Annotated in this window: 14 protein-coding genes and 2 pseudogenes; 9 read left to right on the top strand and 7 right to left on the bottom strand. The window is 67.7% G+C overall.

Annotated elements, in window-relative coordinates:
• Window positions 1-53 precede the first annotated feature (53 nt).
• A complete protein-coding gene (locus tag ACPXY0_RS08095) occupies window positions 54-1,139 on the top strand; it encodes a RelA/SpoT domain-containing protein (RefSeq protein ID WP_423930089.1) in 1,086 nt (361 codons plus the stop codon).
• A 131-nt stretch (window positions 1,140-1,270) separates the two neighbouring features.
• On the opposite strand, the gene ACPXY0_RS08090 is transcribed toward ACPXY0_RS08095, so the two are convergent.
• Together ACPXY0_RS08090 and mtnA are read right to left on the bottom strand one after the other, a co-directional pair.
• On the bottom strand, window positions 1,271-2,491 hold the full coding sequence (locus ACPXY0_RS08090; RefSeq protein ID WP_423930087.1) for a hypothetical protein: 1,221 nt from the start codon (window positions 2,489-2,491) through the stop codon (window positions 1,271-1,273).
• A gap of 136 nt (window positions 2,492-2,627) precedes the next feature.
• Window positions 2,628-3,719, bottom strand: coding sequence for an S-methyl-5-thioribose-1-phosphate isomerase (gene mtnA, locus ACPXY0_RS08085; protein ID WP_423930085.1), 1,092 nt, complete (start codon window positions 3,717-3,719; stop codon window positions 2,628-2,630).
• Between the two features lie 102 nt (window positions 3,720-3,821).
• On the opposite strand from mtnA, the gene ACPXY0_RS08080 reads away from it, so the two are divergent.
• Genes ACPXY0_RS08080 through ACPXY0_RS08070 form a run of 3 tightly spaced genes read left to right on the top strand, consistent with a single transcriptional unit; the run spans window position 3,822 to window position 8,690 of the window.
• Window positions 3,822-5,948 carry a prolyl oligopeptidase family serine peptidase gene (locus ACPXY0_RS08080; protein WP_423930083.1) on the top strand — a complete coding sequence of 709 codons (2,127 nt, stop codon included), beginning with the start codon at window positions 3,822-3,824 and terminating at the stop codon, window positions 5,946-5,948.
• Window positions 5,949-5,976: 28 nt separating this feature from the next.
• Complete coding sequence (locus ACPXY0_RS08075) at window positions 5,977-7,923, top strand: NAD(P)-binding protein (RefSeq protein WP_423930081.1); 1,947 nt, start codon at window positions 5,977-5,979, stop codon at window positions 7,921-7,923.
• The gene (locus ACPXY0_RS08070) at window positions 7,923-8,690 is read left to right on the top strand and encodes a glutaminyl-peptide cyclotransferase (RefSeq protein WP_423930079.1); all 768 of its coding nucleotides are present in this window, start codon (window positions 7,923-7,925) and stop codon (window positions 8,688-8,690) included. Before ACPXY0_RS08075 ends, ACPXY0_RS08070 begins: the two co-directional genes overlap by 1 nt.
• Before the next feature lie 9 nt (window positions 8,691-8,699).
• Here the strand turns inward: ACPXY0_RS08070 and ACPXY0_RS08065 are convergent, their stop codons facing one another.
• Both ACPXY0_RS08065 and ACPXY0_RS08060 read right to left on the bottom strand, forming a co-directional pair.
• Window positions 8,700-9,716, bottom strand: coding sequence for a nucleotidyl transferase AbiEii/AbiGii toxin family protein (locus ACPXY0_RS08065; RefSeq protein ID WP_423930077.1), 1,017 nt, complete (start codon window positions 9,714-9,716; stop codon window positions 8,700-8,702).
• On the bottom strand, window positions 9,709-10,305 hold the full coding sequence (locus ACPXY0_RS08060) for a DUF6088 family protein (RefSeq protein WP_423930622.1): 597 nt from the start codon (window positions 10,303-10,305) through the stop codon (window positions 9,709-9,711). The genes ACPXY0_RS08065 and ACPXY0_RS08060 overlap by 8 nt, the downstream gene beginning before the upstream one ends.
• 461 nt (window positions 10,306-10,766) lie before the next feature.
• On the opposite strand from ACPXY0_RS08060, the gene ACPXY0_RS08055 reads away from it, so the two are divergent.
• Window positions 10,767-11,045, top strand: a complete 279-nt coding sequence (locus tag ACPXY0_RS08055) for a HigA family addiction module antitoxin (protein ID WP_423930620.1) — start codon at window positions 10,767-10,769, stop codon at window positions 11,043-11,045.
• Window positions 11,046-11,795: 750 nt separating this feature from the next.
• On the opposite strand, the gene ACPXY0_RS08050 is transcribed toward ACPXY0_RS08055, so the two are convergent.
• Window positions 11,796-12,173 carry an aminotransferase class I/II-fold pyridoxal phosphate-dependent enzyme gene (locus tag ACPXY0_RS08050; protein WP_423930618.1) on the bottom strand — a complete coding sequence of 126 codons (378 nt, stop codon included), beginning with the start codon at window positions 12,171-12,173 and terminating at the stop codon, window positions 11,796-11,798.
• Window positions 12,174-12,582: 409 nt separating this feature from the next.
• Entirely contained in the window at window positions 12,583-13,488 is a 906-nt protein-coding gene (locus tag ACPXY0_RS08045) for an ISL3 family transposase (RefSeq protein ID WP_423930075.1), read from the bottom strand.
• Between the two features lie 52 nt (window positions 13,489-13,540).
• Between ACPXY0_RS08045 and istA the strand changes: the two genes are divergently transcribed.
• Both istA and istB read left to right on the top strand, forming a co-directional pair.
• Window positions 13,541-14,557 (top strand): IS21 family transposase, encoded by a 1,017-nt coding sequence (gene istA / locus ACPXY0_RS08040; RefSeq protein ID WP_423928151.1) that lies wholly within the window; start codon window positions 13,541-13,543, stop codon window positions 14,555-14,557.
• Window positions 14,554-15,372 (top strand): IS21-like element helper ATPase IstB, encoded by an 819-nt coding sequence (gene istB / locus ACPXY0_RS08035; protein ID WP_423928153.1) that lies wholly within the window; start codon window positions 14,554-14,556, stop codon window positions 15,370-15,372. Before istA ends, istB begins: the two co-directional genes overlap by 4 nt.
• Before the next feature lie 147 nt (window positions 15,373-15,519).
• Here the strand turns inward: istB and ACPXY0_RS08030 are convergent.
• A pseudogene (locus ACPXY0_RS08030) lies at window positions 15,520-15,940 on the bottom strand (helix-turn-helix domain-containing protein); the annotation flags it as partial.
• Between the two features lie 174 nt (window positions 15,941-16,114).
• Here ACPXY0_RS08030 and ACPXY0_RS08025 point away from each other — a divergent pair.
• Window positions 16,115-17,437, top strand: a pseudogene (locus ACPXY0_RS08025) (Ig-like domain-containing protein); the annotation flags it as partial.
• A gap of 1,585 nt (window positions 17,438-19,022) precedes the next feature.
• Window positions 19,023-19,178: a hypothetical protein gene (locus ACPXY0_RS08020; RefSeq protein ID WP_423930073.1), complete on the top strand. Its 156-nt coding sequence runs from the start codon at window positions 19,023-19,025 to the stop codon at window positions 19,176-19,178.
• Window positions 19,179-19,212 lie beyond the last annotated feature (34 nt).

The raw sequence follows: 19,212 nt of genomic DNA, 5'->3' as shown, positions 1-19,212 counted from the left end.
CATGTCGCCATCTGGTGGCGGCCGCGGACACGCGAGGATAGCGTTCCACCATCATGGACTGGATTCAACCGCTCTACTCACGAGGCGAGGTCGACCGCGCCGGGAAGAAGCTCGCTGTCACGGGTTGGGTGGGAAACGGGCGGGGCGAGCCGGACACCCGCCATGAACTCGCGGTCCTGAACAACTGGCGTGCGGCGCACAGCTTTCCGCTCAACACGATGCAGATGGGGCTACGGCAGCGGGCGAGGAGCATCGAGCCCGACGCCATCGTCTCCCAGCGCCTGAAGCGGGCCCCGGCTACGATCGCCGAGTTGCGGCGGTTCCCCGACATGAAGTTGTCGCGGATGCAGGACATCGCTGGTTGTCGTGCCATCCTCGGCAGCCCTGTGGCGGTTCGGGAACTGTGGAGTGCGCACCGTCGCTCGAAGATGAAGCACCAACTCATCCGAGAGGTGGACTACATCCAGTGGCCCAAGCCGTCCGGCTACCGAGGTGTTCACCTCGTGTACCGCTATCGAAGCGACAGGAACGACACATACAACGGGCTCCGGATCGAGATACAGCTTCGCTCGAAGCTCCAACACGCCTGGGCGACCGCTGTCGAGACGGCCGGAGCCATCAGGGACCAGGCTCTCAAGTCCAGCGAGGGGAATGCGGACTGGCTGCGGTTCTTCGCTCTGGCCGGGTCCTGGCTCGCGATCAAGGAGCGCTCGCCCGTGGTTCCGCAAACCCCTTCCGATCCGGTCGAGCTACGTGACTCACTGCTGGGGCTCGCGAACGATCTCAATGTCGTCGCCACGCTGGATGACTATCGGACGTTCATCAGCTACGTACCAGAGCGGCTCCCGTCCTACTGCCACTATTTCCTCCTGGAGCGAAGGCCCGATCAGCGATCCATGGCCGTAAGAGGGTTCAGGAAGTCCCAACTCACGAGGGCCGCGGGACTATACGAAGAGAGAGAAGAAGAAATCCGCGGGATCGATGGCGCCGAGGTCGTTCTTGTCGCAATGGACTCCGTGGCAAGCCTGCGGGCTGCGTACCCGAACTACCTGTTCGACACCGATCTGTTCATCAAGGAGCTTGATCTTGCGACGCGGAGACAGGTACACCTGCCTGGACACCCTCTACACCGGCGATAGCCGGATACCTGAGCGGCGGCCTGCGCGAACGTGTCCCTCGATCGCATAGAGCTTCCCGAATGGACGCTGGACGAGGGCGAGGGGACGTTTCCCAGTCGCGCACCACGGCGGCTGGCGGCGGCTTCGAACGGCTATCGGCCTCCGGGATCGATCCGCCAGACGTCCACATGGTCCAGATCGAGGCTGTCCCGCCGGATCGTGACCATGTGCTCCGAGCCGAACGCGGGAGCGGCGCGCTCCTTCTGCGGGCGGACGGGGAGACTGGCGAGGAGCCGGCCCTTTACGTCGAACAACTCCCAGCGGTTGCCGGCCGTTCGGACGACCTCCACCCAGAGTCTGCCGTCGGGTGCGACGTGGAGGGCCGCGATGAAGGGCTTGGCGTCCGGGCGGTCGGGACGCCGCGGATCGCAGGAAGCATCCGGATAGTCTGCGCGGAACTCCTCGAACGCCTGATTGGCGGCCGCCCACTCCTCGTCGGACACCGGCTCGGGGGGTAGCGTGCGCTCGATCACCCGCAGGGTATCCCCATCGCCGCGGGTCACCGCGATCCGATAGGCATCCGTCAACGCCACGAACATCACGCCGCCGCCGCCGGGATGCTGGACAAGACGCGGCCGGAAGGGAACTTCGAAGGCGCTGATGCCCCCCTCGTAGCGGCAGATGATCGTGGAGCCGGCAGCTGCGGGCGATCGCATGTATGACAGCGTATCACCTGTCACGCCACGACTGTCGTGGCCAACGAACACGAGCTCCAGGCCCGCCGGGCCCGTCCGCAAACCAGCGGCGAAGGCCTCATCCGGTCCCACGGGGAAGAAGCGAAGCTGCGACGGCGAACCGGTGAAGCCGCTCGGAACGTCCCGCTGGCCGAGCCACGCTCCTTCAGCGGACAACTCTCCGATCCGTCCCACTCCGAAGTCGAGCGTCAGGAGTCGGTCTCCGACCCACGCCAGGGAATAGAGACCGCTGAACTCCCCCGGACCCTCCCCGAACCGGCCGAACGTGCGCCGGTGGGCCCCGTCCAGACCGAAGACCTTGATCTCGTCGTTCACGTCGTCCGCGATGAACAGGGCGCCATCCGGCCCGAGGGCGGCACTGGTCACCCTTCCGAACTCCTCGGGGGATTCCACAGCCGTCAGCGACCTCGGCCCGATCGACACGACCCGCGTGAGTTCCCATTGGGGCGGAGTCCCGGTGTTGGCCACGCGAATCACGCCGGCGACCGTATCCACCGCGGTCGTGATGCCGTCCCCGCCCGGCACGGCGTCCGGGCCGCATCCTGCGGCCAGTACGGTAGCGAGGAAGAGCGACTGCGCGAGGCCGGACGGAGTCTCGCTGCACAAGCGGGTCGTCATCGGTCCCTCCGGGATTGGACCTGTCTCGTTAGACACGTCGCGACGGTCGTTAGACACGCTACCGTTTCCGCAGGGTTGCGCCGGCGGCAAGCGCGCCGCCCGGAGAGAAAGCTCGCGATTCGTTCTCCGCGTGGTTCTACCCGCTCCCGCGCGCCGCTTCGGCTTCGGCCACGGCTGTCCCGAGAGTCTCGGTGTACGGCGGGCGGTGGATGCCCCGTTCGGTGACGATCCCGGTCACGAGTTCGTGCGGCGTGACGTCGAAGGCGGGGCAGTACACGCGGGCCGCCTCCGGGGCGAGAAGAGGGCCGAAGCCGCGGCGGACCTCGTCCGGATCCCGGTGTTCGATCGGGATTTCGGCGCCGGTCGGCGTACCGAGGTCGACCGTGGAGGTCGGCGCCAGCACATAGAAGGGGATGCCGTGGCGGTCGGCCAGCACGGCCAGGGGGTAGGTGCCGATCTTGTTCGCCACGTCGCCGTTGGCCGCGATGCGGTCGGAGCCGACGAACGCGATGTCCGGCGGGTCCGTGGCGAAGAGCGACCCGGCCATGTTGTCGGCGAGCACGGTCACCTCGATCCCGGCGCGTGACAGTTCCCAGGCGGTCAGGCGGCTCCCCTGCAGGAGCGGGCGCGTCTCGTCGGCGAACACGCGCACCTTTCGGCCGGCCTCGGTCGCGACGTACACGGGGGCGAGCGCCGTGCCGATGCCGCCGGTTGCGAGCGAACCCGCGTTGCAGTGCGTGATGACCGCCCCTCCGTCCGCGAGCAGCGTCGCCGCGTGCTCGCCGATCGCCCGGCACATGCGGCGGTCCTCGGCGTGGATGGCGTCCGCTTCGGCCGCCAGCAGCGTGGCCAGCTCCCCGGCGGTCCCGGTAGCCGCCTCCAGACGGGCCCGCAGGCGGCGGATCGCCCACAGCAGGTTGACCGCCGTCGGCCGGGCGTTTCCGAGCCGGTCGGCCCAGCGTGCGAACCGCGCCCGCAGCTCGTCCGGAGTGACCCTCTCGGCGGCGGACTGCCGCGCCAGAGCCGCGAGGCCGATGGCGGCGGTGATCCCGATCAGCGGCGCGCCGCGCACCCGGAGACTGCGGATCGCTTCCACGAAGTCGCCGAGCGTCGACAGCTCCTTCTCCTCGAATACGCCGGGCAGCAGGGTCTGATCGAGGATGATCGCACTGGTCCCTCCGCGGGCCCAGCGAATGGTCTCCGGAATCGGCAACGCGGGATCGGTCATGGCGCGCAACTTATCCGGCGGGGTGAAACGCGCTACCTTTGCTGGCCCGGGCGGGGCTTCCAGGTACGCGGACCCCGCGACATCGCAGTCCCAGGAGGCGTCATGAAGTCGTCACGGCAACGCGCGGCCTTCGGCCGCAGGTCCCTCTTCTTCACCTTCACCTCGGTGGTCGCCACGGTGGTCGCCACAGCCGCGCTCGCGGTCTTGCTTGTGCCGGCCACGCCGCTGGCCGCGCAGGAACGGGATCCGAACCACTTCGGGCCGGCCGACGTGTTCGAACTCGAGGTCGCCGGCGACCCCCGCATCTCGCCGGACGGCTCGCAGGTCGTGTACGCGCGCACGTTCATGGACATCATGACCGACCGCGAGCGGCGCAACCTGTGGATCGTCGACTACGACGGCTCGAACCACAGGGCGCTCCTCACCGGCCAGCAGAACTTCTCGTCGCCGCGCTGGTCGCCGGACGGCACCCGGCTCCTCTACGTGGCGAGCGACGAGCACGGGAAGTCGCAGCTGTACCTGCGCTGGATGGACACCGGTCAGACGGCCATGCTCACGCACCTCGAGCAGGGCCCCGGCGGGCTCTCGTGGTCTCCGGACGGCCGCACGATCGCGTTCAGCATGTTCGTCCCCGACACGCCGCCTCCCTTCGCGAGTATGCCGGCCAAGCCCGAAGGGGCGACGTGGGCACCCCCCGCCACGACGTACGAACGGCTCTTCTACCGGTCGGACGGACGGGGCTTTCTCCCCCTCGGCTATTCGCAGGTCTTCGTGCTCCCGGTGGAGGGAGGGACGCCGCGCCAGGTCACCCGCGGTCCCTACAACCACGGCGGGACGCCGGAGTGGACGCCCGATTCGCAGCACCTCCTGATCTCGGCCACCCGGCGCGACGACTGGGAGTACGTGCGTGACTCGGAGGTGTTCGACGTCTCCGTGGCGGACGGATCGATCCGGCAGCTGACGGACCGGGAGGGTCCCGATCAAAGCCCGAAAGTATCCTCCGACGGAGGACTCATCGCGTACACCGGGTACGACGACCGATTCCTCGGGAACCAGGTGTCGAAGCTCTACGTCATGAACCGGGACGGCTCGGGATCGCGCATGCTCGCCGACGACCTCGACCGCTCGATCGGCAACCTGCACTGGGCGAGCGACGGGCAGGGGCTGTTCTTCCAGTACGACACCGAGGGGAACACGCGGCTGGCCCACGTCGACCTCGACGGGACGGTGACGGACATCGTGTCCAGCGTTCAGGGCCTGTCGCTGGGCCGCCCCTACGGCGGCGGCACCTTCAGCGCCTCGGCGAATGACAGGTTCGCCTACACCTACGGGACCCCGGACCACCCGGCGGACCTCGCGGTGACGAACCGCGGCGGCGACTGGCAGCGGCTCACGCACCTGAACGAAGATCTCTTCGCGCAGAAGGCGATCGGCGAGACCGAGGAGGTCTGGTACAAGTCCTCGCACGACGGGCTCGACATCCAGGGCTGGATCGTGAAGCCGCCGGGCTTTGATCCGAGCCGCAAGTATCCGCTCGTGCTCGAGATCCACGGCGGTCCCTTCTCCAACTACGGAGACCGTTTCAGTGCCGAGGTCCAGCTGTACGCCTCGGCGGGCTACGTCGTTCTCTATACGAACCCCCGCGGCAGCACGAGCTACGGCGAGGATTTCGCAAACGAGATCCACCACGCCTATCCCAGCTACGATTTCGACGATCTCGTGTCCGGGGTCGACGAAGTGATTTCTCGCGGATATGTGGACGAAGACCAGTTGTTCGTCACCGGGGGGTCCGGCGGCGGCGTCCTCACGGCCTGGATCGTGAGCCACACGGACCGCTTCGCCGCGGCCGCGTCGCAGAAGCCCGTCATCAACTGGTACAGCTGGGTGCTGACGGCGGACATGGGCGGGACCGGGGGTCTCAACTACTGGTTCCCGGGCGCGCCGTGGGACAACCTCGACCACTACATGGACCGTTCGCCGATTCACCACGTCGCCAATGTGACGACCCCCACGATGCTCATCACGGGCGAGGTCGATTGGCGGACCCCGATGTCGGAGTCGGAGCAGTTCTACCAGGCGCTGAAGATCCTCAAGGTGCCGTCGGTTCTGGTCCGGATCCCCGAGGCGAGCCACAGCATCGGTGCGCGACCGAGCGGCCTGATCACCAAGGTGGAGCACATCCTCGCCTGGTTCGAACGCTACCGGAAGGACGGGACGACGACGCAATGACCCGTGATCCGCGCCGAGGAGTGATGAGATGAAGGACCGGGATCTCGGCCTCGACAGGGAGATTACGCGCCGCGACTTCGTCCAGCTTGCGGGGGCGGGGATCGCGGGTTCCGCGCTGCTCGGGTGCGGGACGGACGGCGGCGCGGGTCGCGGGCCGGAGGTCGCCGCGGGCGCGGGGCCGGGTGCGCCCGTCGAGCCGTGGTCCGAGATGCTCGGCGCGGACTGGTACGGGCCCGGCGGGGTGGGGGACTACGCGCCTTCGCATGGGAACACGCCGGAACTCGTCCGGCTCGCGCACCGGCTCAGGGACGGTCGTCCGCCGTCCGCCGACGTAACGGACACGGGGGAGCGCTTCGATGTCGTGATCGTCGGCGGCGGCCTCTCCGGGCTTTCCGCCGCACACCACTTCAAGCGGCACCGTCCGAACGGGCGCTGCCTCGTGCTCGACAATCATCCGGTGTTCGGCGGCGAGGCCAAGCGCAACGACATCGAGGTCGACGGGGTGCGGCTGGCCGGTCCTCAGGGGTCGAACGACTTCGGCATACGGCCGGCGACGGGCGAGCCGGACGACTACTTCACGTCGCTGGGGATCCCGCGCGAGTTCGAGTACGCGCCCTACGACGGGGACGTGCAGGCGCCGCTCGAGAACTACGGCTTCATGCACTGGGTGCAGGACCAGTTCTCCGTCGGACACCGCTTCGGCGGAGGCGGCGGCTGGTCCGGTGGCGGGGCGGGCCACTGGGTGAAGGAGTTGTGGGACGATCCTTCGCGTACGCCCTGGACACCCGAGGTCCGCGCCGGCTTCGGGCGCTGGCGGGCGGCCCGGGTCGGCGACCACATGCCGCCGGACGCACCGGGAGGCCCTGACAACCCCGGGGTCTGGCTCGACGGGATGACCCTCAAGACGTACTACGAGGATGTGCTCGGCCTGCCTCCCGAGGTCACGGCGTACGTCGACCCGATCCTGGCGAGCATCATCGGCCTCGGGTGCGACGCGGTTTCGGCCTGGTGGGGGATGCACTTCGATCTGCCCGGATTCGGGGGGCCGTCCCGCTACGACGGCATGACCTTCCACTCCTTCCCGGGCGGGAACGCCGGCATCGCGCGGTATTTCGTCAAGGACGTCGTGCCGGACGGGATTGCGGGCGGGCGCGATCTGGGAGACGTGATCAACGGGGGCATCGGCTTCGAGAGCCTCGACCGCCCGGATCAGACGGTCCGGCTGCGGCTCGGGGCGACGGTCGTCGACGTCCGGCACAAGGGAACCGGCGATGGCCGGGTGCTCGTCACCTATGTACACGGGGACCGGGCGTATTCGGTCGAGGCGGAGGGGGTCGTGCTCGCGAGCGGGGGGTGGATGAACCGCTACGTGGCGGCCGATCTGCCGGACGGGCACCGGGCCGCGTACGAGCACTTTCAGCACGCGCCCATCCTCGTGGCGAACGTGGCGCTCAGGAACTGGCGCTTCATGGACCGGCTCGGTATCGCCGCCTGCATCTACGAGGGCGACCTCGGCTTCTCGTGCAACATCCGCCGCCCCATGTATGCGGGCGACTACCGGCCGCCGTTCGCTCCGGACCAACCGGCCATGCTGACGTTCTACATCACCTTCGAGTCGCCGGGCTCGTCCGCGGCGGATCAGGGGATGGCCGGCCGGATGGAGATGCTGAGCACGCCGTTCGCGGAGTACGAGAGACGGCTGCGCGCGCAGATGGTCGCGCTGTTTGACGAGGGCGGCTTCGATCCGGGCGCGGACATCGGGGGCCTCGTCCTCAACCGCTGGGGGCACGCCTACGTGGCGCCGGGCCCGGGCTTCTTCTTCGCGCGAGGAGGTGCGCCCGCGCCGCCCGACGTGATCCGGGAACCGTTCGGCCGCGTCGCGATCGGCCACTCCGAACTGCGCGGGCACCAGAACTGGACGGGTGCCGCGGCAGAGGGACGGCGCGCCGTGGAGGCGGTCCTGGATCTGATCTGATGCCAATTCCTCATGGGCGGCACAGCCTTCTGATCCTCTCCATCTGGGGGCTGGCGGGCTGCGCTTCCCCGATGCCGTCGATCGAGTACGAGATCCTGGGGACGTTCCCGCACGACCCGGCGGCCTACACGCAGGGCCTCATCTTCCACGAGGGCCACCTCATCGAGAGCACCGGTCGCTACGGAGAGTCGAGCGTGCGGCGGGTCGACGTGCCGACCGGCGAGGTCGTGGCGCGGGTGGCCGTCGACTCCGCGCTGTTCGGAGAAGGGCTGGCCCGCGTCGGCTCGGAATTGTTCCAGCTCACGTGGAAGTCGGGCCGGGCCTTCGTCTACGACCTGGAGAGCTTCGACCTGCTCCGCGAATACACCTACGAGGGAGAAGGGTGGGGGCTCTGCTTCGACGGCGAGTCGCTCTGGATGTCCGACGGATCCAGCGCCCTCGAGCGCCGGGACCCGCAGACGTTCGAAGTGCTGGCGACGGTCGAAGTGCTGCGCGACGGGTCGCCCCAGAGGCGGCTGAACGAACTGGAGTGCGTGGAGGACCGGATCTACGCCAACGTGTATCAGACCGACCTCATCGTGCGCATCGACAAGCAGACCGGCGCCGTACTCGGTGAGATCGACCTCTCCAGCGTCCCGCTCAGCGCCCGCCGCCCCGGCGACATCGACGCCGTGCTGAACGGCATCGCGTACGTTCCCGAGACCGGCGTCTTCCTGGTGACCGGCAAGCTGTGGCCGAAGCTGCTGGCCCTCCGCCTCGACGGGTAGCGCGCGGTCTCAGCCGTTGTTGGCTCTCTCCTCGATATCGGCACACCGACTCATGAGTTTGTCGAACGGTTCTTCATCGTCGAACAACATGCCGTCGCGCATCATGCGTTCGTAGTCGGCGGCGAGTTCGTCTCGGAACGGGCCCCGGGGGCGCAATTGCAAGCCACCTGAAACGGCGGCTTCGTAGTCGATCCAATGTCCCGCCGGGTCCTTCTCTCGAAAGAACATCGACTTGTGGCGGGCGACCGATTGTGCCAACTGCCGCTCGGCCAACGCCCTCTCCGCGAAGCCGGCGTCGTCCAGACGAACGAGGTCGTGCCAGTGTCTCGAGAGACGCGTCCCCCGCTGTCGCCGTCGCCGACAGAAGACATGGATGGCCGTGGCCTTCTCCCAGAAGGTGCGCTCGGCCAGCATGACCGAAGGACGCGCGGAGGGGAAGCGAACGGCGGGCACGAACCTGGCCGCGTCACATTCGGTCACCAGCTCCTGACGCGGCTCGCCGGTCGAGCGTGCCCCGAACTCCACCAGTACTTCCGGTGCGACGAAACCGTAGTCCTCGATAAGTGGCCTATAACCGACACGGATCCGGTCCCCGTCAGCTCGGACCCGTGCGTCGGACCCATTTCGAGCCAGCCCATCGCGGATCGTCGCGACGGCCACTGCCTCCGTCCATTCCGCGAGCCGGGTCCGGATTACACGAGTCCAGCGCTGTTCCTGGCTCCGCGTCGGCGGAAGCGCGTCATCGCCGGCTCCAGCCACCAGTTCGGGGGCGAAGCGGCGGATGTCGTAGGTGACGTCGACATCCTCGGAGAATCGGCGGATCGCCTGGTAGGCCTTTGCCAGCGAGGTCCCTCCCTTGAACACCAGATCCGGGCCGAACGGTGCCCCGAAGAGCACGGCGAGAGTCTGAACGACCCAGATGTCCTTCTCCAGCAGATGTGGCGGCCGCCCGCTGAGGCTCGAGGCGGATCTGAGAACCTCACGCCTGTCGGCCGTGGAGAGCGACTGGAACGAGACGTCAGCCACGAGCTACGAGGGCGCTTACCGGCGTGGCGATCCACGACGGGAGGGTCGCACGTGCAGCGGCCAGCTCGGCAAGATCTGCCGCGGAGAGTCCGCGCTGGATGGCAGCGAGGTTCTGTTCCACTTCCCCCGGCCCCAGCCAGGCCAGGGCTCGGACGACCAGGCCGGCCGGTCGTCCCGGCGCGACAAGTTGCCAGCGAGGGCTATGGCGTAAGCGGACGGTCATCGCGTACAACTGCAGCGTTCGGCTCGGTCCCGAGGTGAGGTAGACCAGCCGTACCGGGACCTGTGTCGTCAGACCGAGGACGTTCGCCGCCGCTCCCCCGCAGGGGGCGATCGTTTCTCCCCACAACTCGGCCAAAGCGGCGATGACGGCTCCGACAGCAGGTGCCCGAATGCCGAATCGGGTCTCTATCGGTCGGACGTATACGCCCCGGAAGACCCGGAGCAACTGCCCTCGGCGAGCGAGGCGCGACAGGGCCTGATCGACGGCGGCGCGGGTGCCCAGGTGAAGCAGCGCGTTCGGGCAGATCGGGGCGCCCTCGGGTAATGTCGCCGCGTGTTCCCGGATTCGGCGTGGCAGACTTGGCACGGTTGTCACTGGACCCCTCTCAGAATGAAGTGTCAGAAACTAAATGATAATACTGACACCCGCGAGCAGCAAGAAATGGCTAGAGGGGCCCTGAGTTCCTCGGAGCACTTGCATGGTGAACGGTGTCACCGTACACTTGAGGCATGATCATTGGCTCCGTCCGCCACCGGGGACTGCGCAGGCTCATTGTGGCGGACGATGCCCGGTTTCTGCGGCAGGATCAGGCGGGTCGGGTTCGCAACATCTTGACAGCGCTGATTCTTGCCGACGACTTGGCCAGCTTTGTTTCCGAATGCACCGCGCGGGTGGCGCGTGCACAGACTTTCGGGTGATCGACGTGGCGAGTGGAGTATTTCCGTATCGGCAAATTGGCGGATCACCTTTGAGGAGCGGAACGGCTCTATCCACCAGCTGAACCCGGAGGACTATCACTAATGGCTGGAGAGGGGATCATGGTGAATATGACGCCTTCCCATCCGGGCGACTTCATCCGCACGGAGGTCATCGAGGACCTGGATCTGAGCGTCACTGAGGCGGCCGAGATTCTGGGGGTTCGTCGGGCAACCTTATCGGACTTGCTCAACGGCCGCGCCTCGCTATCGCCGGAGATGGCGTTGCGGATCGAAAAGGCCTTTGAGGTGAGGATGGAAATGCTGCTGCGCATGCAGGCTTGGTACGACGCCGCCCGGATGCGGGCGCGAGCCGGCGAAGTCCGCGTCAAACGCTACGAGACTGCCTGAGTCCATGGCTCCGAAGGTCTGGCTCGCATTGTTGTGTTGCTTCCCGGTCGCTTGCGGGGGTGAGGTCGCCGACCGTGGCGATCCTCCCGTGGAAGTCCGGGACAGCGCCGGGGTCCGGATCGTCGAGAACCAACGGCCAGCCGAGATGTCACGGCTGGGGTGGCGGGTCGGGCCGGAACCGAGCGTTTCCATCGGCGCCCTGGAAGGCGAGGAGCCGTACCTGTTGCACCGGGCCACGGCGCGGATGTTGCCGGATGGCCGGATCGCGGTGGCGAACGGAGGCTCTGATGAGGTGCGCGTGTTCGACGCGTCCGGTCGCCACGTAACGACATGGGGAGGGCAGGGCGAAGGCCCCGGCGAGTTCTCGGGCCTGACTCAGGTCGCGCGCTGGCCCGGCGACTCGCTCGTGGCCTGGTACTCGCAGGGGCTCTCGATATCGGTGTTCGACGCCTTGGGCAACTTCGGGCGCTCCTTCTCGCTCCAGAGCGTCGAGACCGAGTCGTGGCTTCACCCCCGGCCCGTGGAGGCGCGGCCGGACGGGACGATCCTGTCCCTGAACGATCCTGAAGGCGCCGACACCGCCGTGGTCGAGATCCGGGACGGCGAGGGCGCGCTCAGCGCGTCGCTGGGCACGCATCCAAACATGATCGTGTTCGTCGAGACGGACGAATACGGGAACAGGGAGCTCTCGTCACCCGCCTATGGACCGGCCCTGCGACTGGCGGTGTGGGGCGAGCTTGTCGTCGTCGGTCACACCAGCCGGTACGAGATCAGGGCATTCCGGGCGGACGGGTCACTGGCGCGGATCGTCCGGCGAGATGATGTGCTCCGCGCCCCCGTGCAGGCGGATCTCGGGCCTTTTGTCGAGGCGCAGATGTCGATGCTGAGCGAGAGTAGCTTTCCAGCGGAAATGCTGCCGGATGCCCGGCGTTCCCTGACCGCGGCCCAATCCTCGGCGTCGAGCACGCCGCCGGACGGCATGGATGGATTCATGATGAAGAGCGCCCGGGTCCGGCGCCCGACGCGCGCGGCGAGGGCGTCGAGATCGAGCCGCCAGCCCGTAGAGGGATCGAAGGCCCAGGGCGCGAGCCGGGGGGTCGCCCCGGCCAGCCGCACGCGCTGGAGCATGCCCGCGTACGTGGGGTCGGTGAGGATCACTTCCACGGCGCCGACCTGTCGCCGGAAGCCCTCGCCGGCGATACCCCCGTGCGCTGGCGCCGAAGACAGATCTGTCGCCGACCTTATCCGGGGCGAAGAGCGGCGACAGGCAGGGATCCGGGAGCAGTTCCTCCGGTCCGCGGCGACGAAAACGGTCGTGGGAGACCACCGAAGAGCAGCGGCGCGTAGCGCGTCTTCAGCCCGCTGCGGATCCACACTCTTCCGACGCCCCGTCGACCGCGACCGATGTTGCGCCCCCTCTCAGCGCACTACATATCGTGCAGCGATACATATCATAGCTCTATACATTGGGCCAAGGTGCACGAAGCTGCCGGGAGGTCGGTCCAATAGGTGTGTAAAAGGCAGGTTCCTCGCTGTTTCAGGTGGGTAGGTTGAAGTTGAGTTTGCCGCACACGAGATAGGCGATGGTGATGAAGTTCTCGGTGGTCCGGTAGCCGCGGGCTCTGGCCTTGGCGGCCTGGACGAGGGAGTTGATGCCCTCGACCAGACCGTTGCTGATGCGGGAGCGGAACCAGCGCGGTATGCCGCTCCAGTGCTTCTTGATGGTCTTGGCGGCGTCGATGACGGGCTTGAGCCGGCTGTGCGTGGCCCAGAAGTACCACTTCTTGAAGTAGGGCCCGGCCAACTCGGGCGGGAGGCTCCAGAAGTCCTCGAAGGCCACCTTGATGCGGTAGGCGCGGGCCGTCTTCAGCGCCCGCCGCGACGGAACGAGTTGTTCATCCAGCCACGCCCGCTGCGCCGCGGTCAGCCTGTGCGCCTTCTTGAGCCACACGTAGCGGCTGCGCTTCAACTCCGGGCGCGCCTTGCGCTCGGCGCGCCTCACCTCGTCCACGGCCCGGTTCATGAGCCGCTGCACATGGAAGCGGTCGAAGGTGATCTCCGCGGCCGGGAACTCCTCGCGCGCCCCTTTCATGTACGCGGCCGACATGTCCATGCACAGCTCCCGCACGCCCGCGGCTCCGCCCCCGTGCCGCCCGAGGTCCTCCCGGAAGAACCGCATGACCGAATGGCTGCGCCCCGGCGTCGCGTACAGAAGCCGCGAACGCTCCAGGTCCGCGAACAGCGTGATGTAGTGGTGGCCCCGCCGGCACGCCGTCTCGTCCACGCCCACCGCGCGCACCCCGGAGAAGTCCGCCCCCTGTTGGCGGCCATGCAAAATTCGACAGTTGTGGCCGTCGAAAATCGTACACCTCGGGTGGGTGATCGAAGGCCGGGCTGGGCGGTGGATCGGGGGGCTGGTGAGGTTCCCCGGGCCTTTCTCCACTCTGGCGTCTCCATTCAGCACAGGGGGCGCGATGATCGGGAGAGAGAAGCGGGTGCTTCTGCGACACTACCTCGAGCAGGGTGTGCCGAAGGCGGCGATCGCTCGGCACGTGGGAGTGAGCCGCGAGACGATCTATCGTTGGATCGCGACGGGGCAGTTGGACCGGGATCTGGACGACGAGGCGGTGAGATACCGGCCGAGAGCTCCGGCGCCGTCGAAGCTCGATCCCTACAAGGGGATCATCGACACCCGGCTGGCGGACTATCCGAGGCTGAGCGCCGTGCGGCTGTTCAACGAGGTGCGGGCGGCGGGCTATCCTGGCGGCTACGGCCAAGTGAAGCGCTACGTGCGCAGGGTCCGGCCACGGGAGCCCGAGGAGCCGGTCCGGAGGTTCGAGACTCCACCGGGCCACCAAGCGCAAGTGGACTTCGCGGAGTTCCGGCTGCCGTGGGGCAAGCGTCATGCGCTGATCGTGGTGCTGGGCTACTCGCGGCTGATGTGGCTCAGGTTCTATGAGCGCCAGACGATGCCGGTCGTGATCCGGGGGCTGGAGACATCGTTCGCTCATTTCAGCGGCGTGCCGTCGGAGCTTCTGTTCGACCAGATGAAGGCCGTCATCACCGGCGACAAGCGCAACGAGGGGGGCCGGCTGGTCGAGAACCCGGAGTTCCTGCGCTTCAGCGGCCACTGGGGGTTCCGGATCCGGGCGTGCCGCCCGTACCGGGCCCAGACGAAGGGCAAGGTCGAGCGGCCGATCCGCTACATCCGGAACAACTTCTTCTACGGCCGGGACTTCCTCTCCGATGACGACCTCAACGCACGGGCCCTCCTGTGGCTCGACGGCGTGGCCAACGTTCGGATCCACGGCACGCTGAAGGAACGTGTGGCGGACCGGTTCGAGCGGGAGCGGCCGTACCTAAATTCCCTGGCACCGTGGCCTTACCGTCCCGTGACGCCGTTGCCCGAGCTCCAGACGACACAGACCCGGGTTCCTTCGGCACTCCAGGTCGTGGAGGTCGAACGACGTCCGCTGTCCGAGTACGCCGGGATCACGGGAGAGATCTCGTGAAGGCCCGGTCCCGGAGCACGCGCATCGCGGCCCAACTCGCCGATCTGAAGATGCCCGGCGCCCTGGAAGCCCTCGACGAGGTGCTTGCCGCGGTGGACGGCGGCGGAACCACCGCGGCAGAAGCCATCGAGCGGCTCCTGACCGCCCAGATCACGCTGCGCAACAGCCGGCGCCTCGCCACCGCCATGCGATCGAGCCGTCTTCCGGCGATCAAGACGCTCGCGGACTTCGACTTCAGCTTCCAGCCCTCGGTCAAGCGGGAGCAGATCGACTCGCTTCACGAGCTCGGCTTCCTGGAGCGCAAGGAGAACGTCGTCTTCCTCGGCCCGCCCGGCGTCGGCAAGACACATCTGGCGATCAGTCTGGCCATCGCCGCGGCCGAGAGCGGGCGCAGGGTCTACTACGGGACGCTCACGGATCTCATCGACTCCCTCGAAGAGGCCGAGGCCGCCGGCCGGCTCAACCACCGGCTCAAGACCCTCACCCACCCCGCGCTCCTGGTCGTGGACGAGATCGGCTACCTCCCGGTCACCCGCAGCGGTGCCATCCTGTTCTTCCAGCTCGTCAACCGGCGCTACGAGCACGCCTCGACGGTGCTGACCTCGAACAAGGGCTTCGAGCAGCGGGGAGAGATCCTGCACGACGAGGTCATGGCCGCCGCGCTGCTGGACCGGCTACTGCACCGCTGCCACATGGTCAACATCCGGGGCAACAGCTACCGGATGCGACGCCATCTGGAACTCTCCAAGGCCATCCACCCGACCGCCTCCCGGGCGGTCTCGGCGGATCGCTCGGAACACGGAGGGACTCGGTGATGCGCGCCGACCAGATCCTCTCGGAACGTCCCGCTCCGGTCGCTCCGCTCCCTCCGCGGCGCGTTCCGAAAAGTGTCCCATTTTCGACGGCCAGAAGTGTCATATTTTCGATGGCCATTGACACCCCGGCCCGGGCCTCCTCCACATGGTGCTTCAAGAGACGCCACAGCCGCGTGTCGTGCTCGCCCACCAGCCGGGCCACCGCCCGCACCGGCATCTCCCGCGCCAGCGCCACCACCAGCGCCTCGAACCACAGCGTGAAGCCGCTCCCGCGCCTCGCCCACGGCACCTCCGCCAGCTTCACGCCGCACTCCGTACACCTGACCCGAGGCACCCGCGCGTGCAGGTACGCCCGGTGCTGGAAGAAGTCCAGGTGCCGCCAGCGCTTCCGGCTTGAATCGTGCGCCTTGCAGCCCCCGCCGCCGCACGACGCGCACGCGAACGTCCCTCCGGCCTCGAAGTCCACGTACAGGTCCAGCCGGCGCTCCGCCGCGTCGAACTCGGTCCGCTCCACCCGCCACGGCCGATCCAAGCCCAGAGCCCGCTCGAACAGTGACCTCTCCGTCATCCCCGCCGCTCCCGCCCGGCCGCTCCGCATCCCCCTCACGCCCCAGCCGGTCCCGGAGATCCCGGGCACCTCGAAGACCTGCTCAGGCACCGGCGGCCGTCCCCGCCAACCCGGTCACCCTACCACCCCTCATCCACCCCGAACAGCGAAGAGCCGGGTTTTCTGCTGCTGGCCTTGCTCTCCTGCGGCGGGGAGGACGCGACGGCGCCGCCCCCACTGCCTCCGCCGGAGGGTCCGCGTGCCACCCGGATCACCATCGAGCCGGATCGGGTCGTCCTCGTGGCGGGTGACACGGTCCGTCTGACGGGCAGCGTGCTGGATCAGCATGGGATGGTCATCCCCGATGCGACCCTGACGTGGGCGAGCACCGATCCTGCGGTCGCGACGGTCGATGCGTCGGGCCTCGTGACGGGGGTCACGGTTGGGAGGACAAGCATCACGGCCGCCTCGGGAGAGGTGAGCGCCTCCTCTGCCGGGACGGTGCAGAGCGTGGAGATGGCGACGCTCATGGATCTGCACGAGTCCACCGGCGGAGCGGACTGGACCAACCGGGAGAACTGGGGGGGCGAGGAACCGGTCGGCAGCTGGTACGGCGTCGAAGTGAACGAGGGCGGTCGCGTGACGGCTTTGCGCCTGAGCGAAAACGGGCTGGGCGGCCAGCTCCCGGAGAACCTCGGCGATCTGGCCTTCCTGACCGAGCTTCACGTGGACGGCAACGAAGGGCTCTCCGGCCCCATCCCGATCTCTCTCTCCGCCCTGAGCATTCAGCAACTGCAGTACGGCGGCACGATGCCATGCACGGTGCGGGACGAGGCGTTCCAGGCGTGGCTGAACGCGATTCCGACGCGCGGCGGGGAGTTCATCGCCTGCAACGAGGAGCGATCCGACCTCATGGCGCTCTACGACGCCATGGGCGGAGAGAGCTGGACGAACGAGGAAAGCTGGGGGACCGACGCGCCGCTCGAGGACTGGCACGGCATCACGGTCAACTCGAATGGGCGGGTCACGGAGATCTTCCTGCACTTCAATAACCTGAGGGGAGAGATCCCCCCCGAGATCGGGCATTTCCCGGAACTGCGGAACCTGAACCTGGGGAAGAACCTCCTCCGGGGCGAGATCCCGCCGGAAATCGGCCTCCTCACCGAATTGCGGGAGTTGGGCCTGCACAACCTCCCCGACTTAACGGGAAGCATTCCCGCGGAGATGGGGAATCTGGCGAATCTCGAAGAACTCTGGCTGTACAATACCGGACTGACGGGCGCCATCCCACCCGAGATCGGCAATCTCGCCAGCCTTCGACTACTCATCCTGTATCGCTCCCAGGTCAACGGTCCGATCCCCGAGGAACTCGGCAGGTTGACGGAACTACAGCAGGTCTGGCTCCTGGACAACATGATCGACGGACCGCTGCCCGCCAGCCTCGGAGGGCTCGAAAACCTCCGGATCCTCGTCCTCTCGAACAACCGTCTGACGGGGCCGCTTCCCGCGGAGCTCGGCCAGCTCGGCAGCCTGCAGAGACTCGCGCTCGACGACAACATGCTCGACGGGCCTCTGCCGCCGGAGTTCGGCGACCTGGCGGCCCTTCGATCGCTGGATGTCCGCAACAATCCCGACCTGTCGGGTCCGTTGCCGGACGAACTCACCGCGCTGGCGGCACTCGGGGAACTCCAGGCGGGCGGCACGGGGCTGTGCGCCCCCCCGGATCCCGACTTCCGGGTCTGGCTGAACGAGGTCGTCACGAAGTGGCGCGTCCGGTCGTGCGGGACGGAATCACACGCCGAGGCCCACCTGATACAGGCGACACAGTCACCCGAGTTCCCGGTCCCGCTCGTGGCCGGAAGGAGCGCGCTGCTGCGGGTGTTCGTGATGTCCGAGCAGGAGACGATGGAGACCATTCCGCCGGTCCGGGCCACGTTCTTCATGGACGGGGCGGAGGTGCACTCGGTGGATATCCCCGCCGGGACGTCCGCGATCCCGACGGAGGTTCAGGTGGGCGAACTCGACCTGTCGGCCAACGCGGAGATCCCCGGCGAGGTGATTCACCCCGGCCTCGAGATGATCGTCGAGGTCGATCCGGATGGGACCGTCGATCCGGCGCTCGGCGTGGTGAAGCGGATCCCCGCCGAAGGGCGTGCGGCGGTGGAGGTCCAGGAGGTACCCCCGCTGTACCTGACCCTGGTCCCGTTCGTCTCGACCGCGGACGACAACCAGGGAGCCGTAGCCTTCGTCGCCAGCGCCACCCCGGACCACGAACTCCTGTTCGAGACGAGAACCCTGCTCCCGGTGGGCGCCTTCGAGATCACGAGACATCCGAGCGTGACGGTCAGTTCGAACGACATCCTCAACATGTTGGATCATATGGAACAGATTCGCACTATGGAGAACGGGACCGGACACTGGATGGGTCTCACCCCGAACCCCGCCGACGGCCAGGGCATCGCGTATCTCGGGAGTGACGGCCCCAACATCGGAAAGGTCAGCGTCTCGAACCTGAGCGCGGGGACGATCGCGCCACGAACTCGGACACAACCTGAACCTGCCCCATGCGCCGTGCGGGGGTCCGGCGGGCGTCGACCCGACCTTCCCCTACGCGGACGCACGAACGGGTGTGTGGGGGTACGATTCGCGCGACGGAGGGTCGATGGTGCCCCCGGACCGGGCGGACCTCATGAGCTACTGCGACCCCATCTGGGTCAGCGACTACTACTTCACGAACGCGCTGCGTTTCCGACTCGTGGATACGTTCGAGGTGCGGCCGGGCGCTTCGCGGACTATGGTGGTCTCGGGCGGCGCCGCCGCGGACGGGACCCTCCATCTCGAACCAGCATTCGTCGTCGAGACGACGCCCGTCGTGCCGACTCAAGGCGGGACGTACCAGCTGACCGGTCGGCGCGCGGACGGGAGCGAACTGTTCTCGCTGAGCTTCGACATGCAGGAGGTCCGGGACGGCGACGGACGTTCCGGTTTCACATTCGCGCTTCCGGTACGGGCCGAGTGGGAATCGGAGTTGGCGAGCCTCGCGCTCACGGGGCGCGGCGGCACCGTCGAAATGCGGGAGGGGAGCGAGCCGCCGACAGTGATCATGCGCGACCCGGTGACGGGCCAGGTACGGGCCATCCTCCGTGACCTGCCGGCCGGCGACCTCAGCCCCGGGGCCCTGGACGCGCTGGCCCCCGAGCCGGGACTCGAGATCATGGTCAGCGACGGATTGCCCGCGGCGGCGGACTGGAAGCGCTGAGACCGCGTTCAAGCGGCCGCCTCGCCGTGAGGCA

The organism is Candidatus Palauibacter sp. (assembly GCF_965237495.1).
Lineage (GTDB): Bacteria > Gemmatimonadota > Gemmatimonadetes > Palauibacterales > Palauibacteraceae > Palauibacter.
This window is presented reverse-complemented; position numbering and strand designations above follow the sequence as displayed.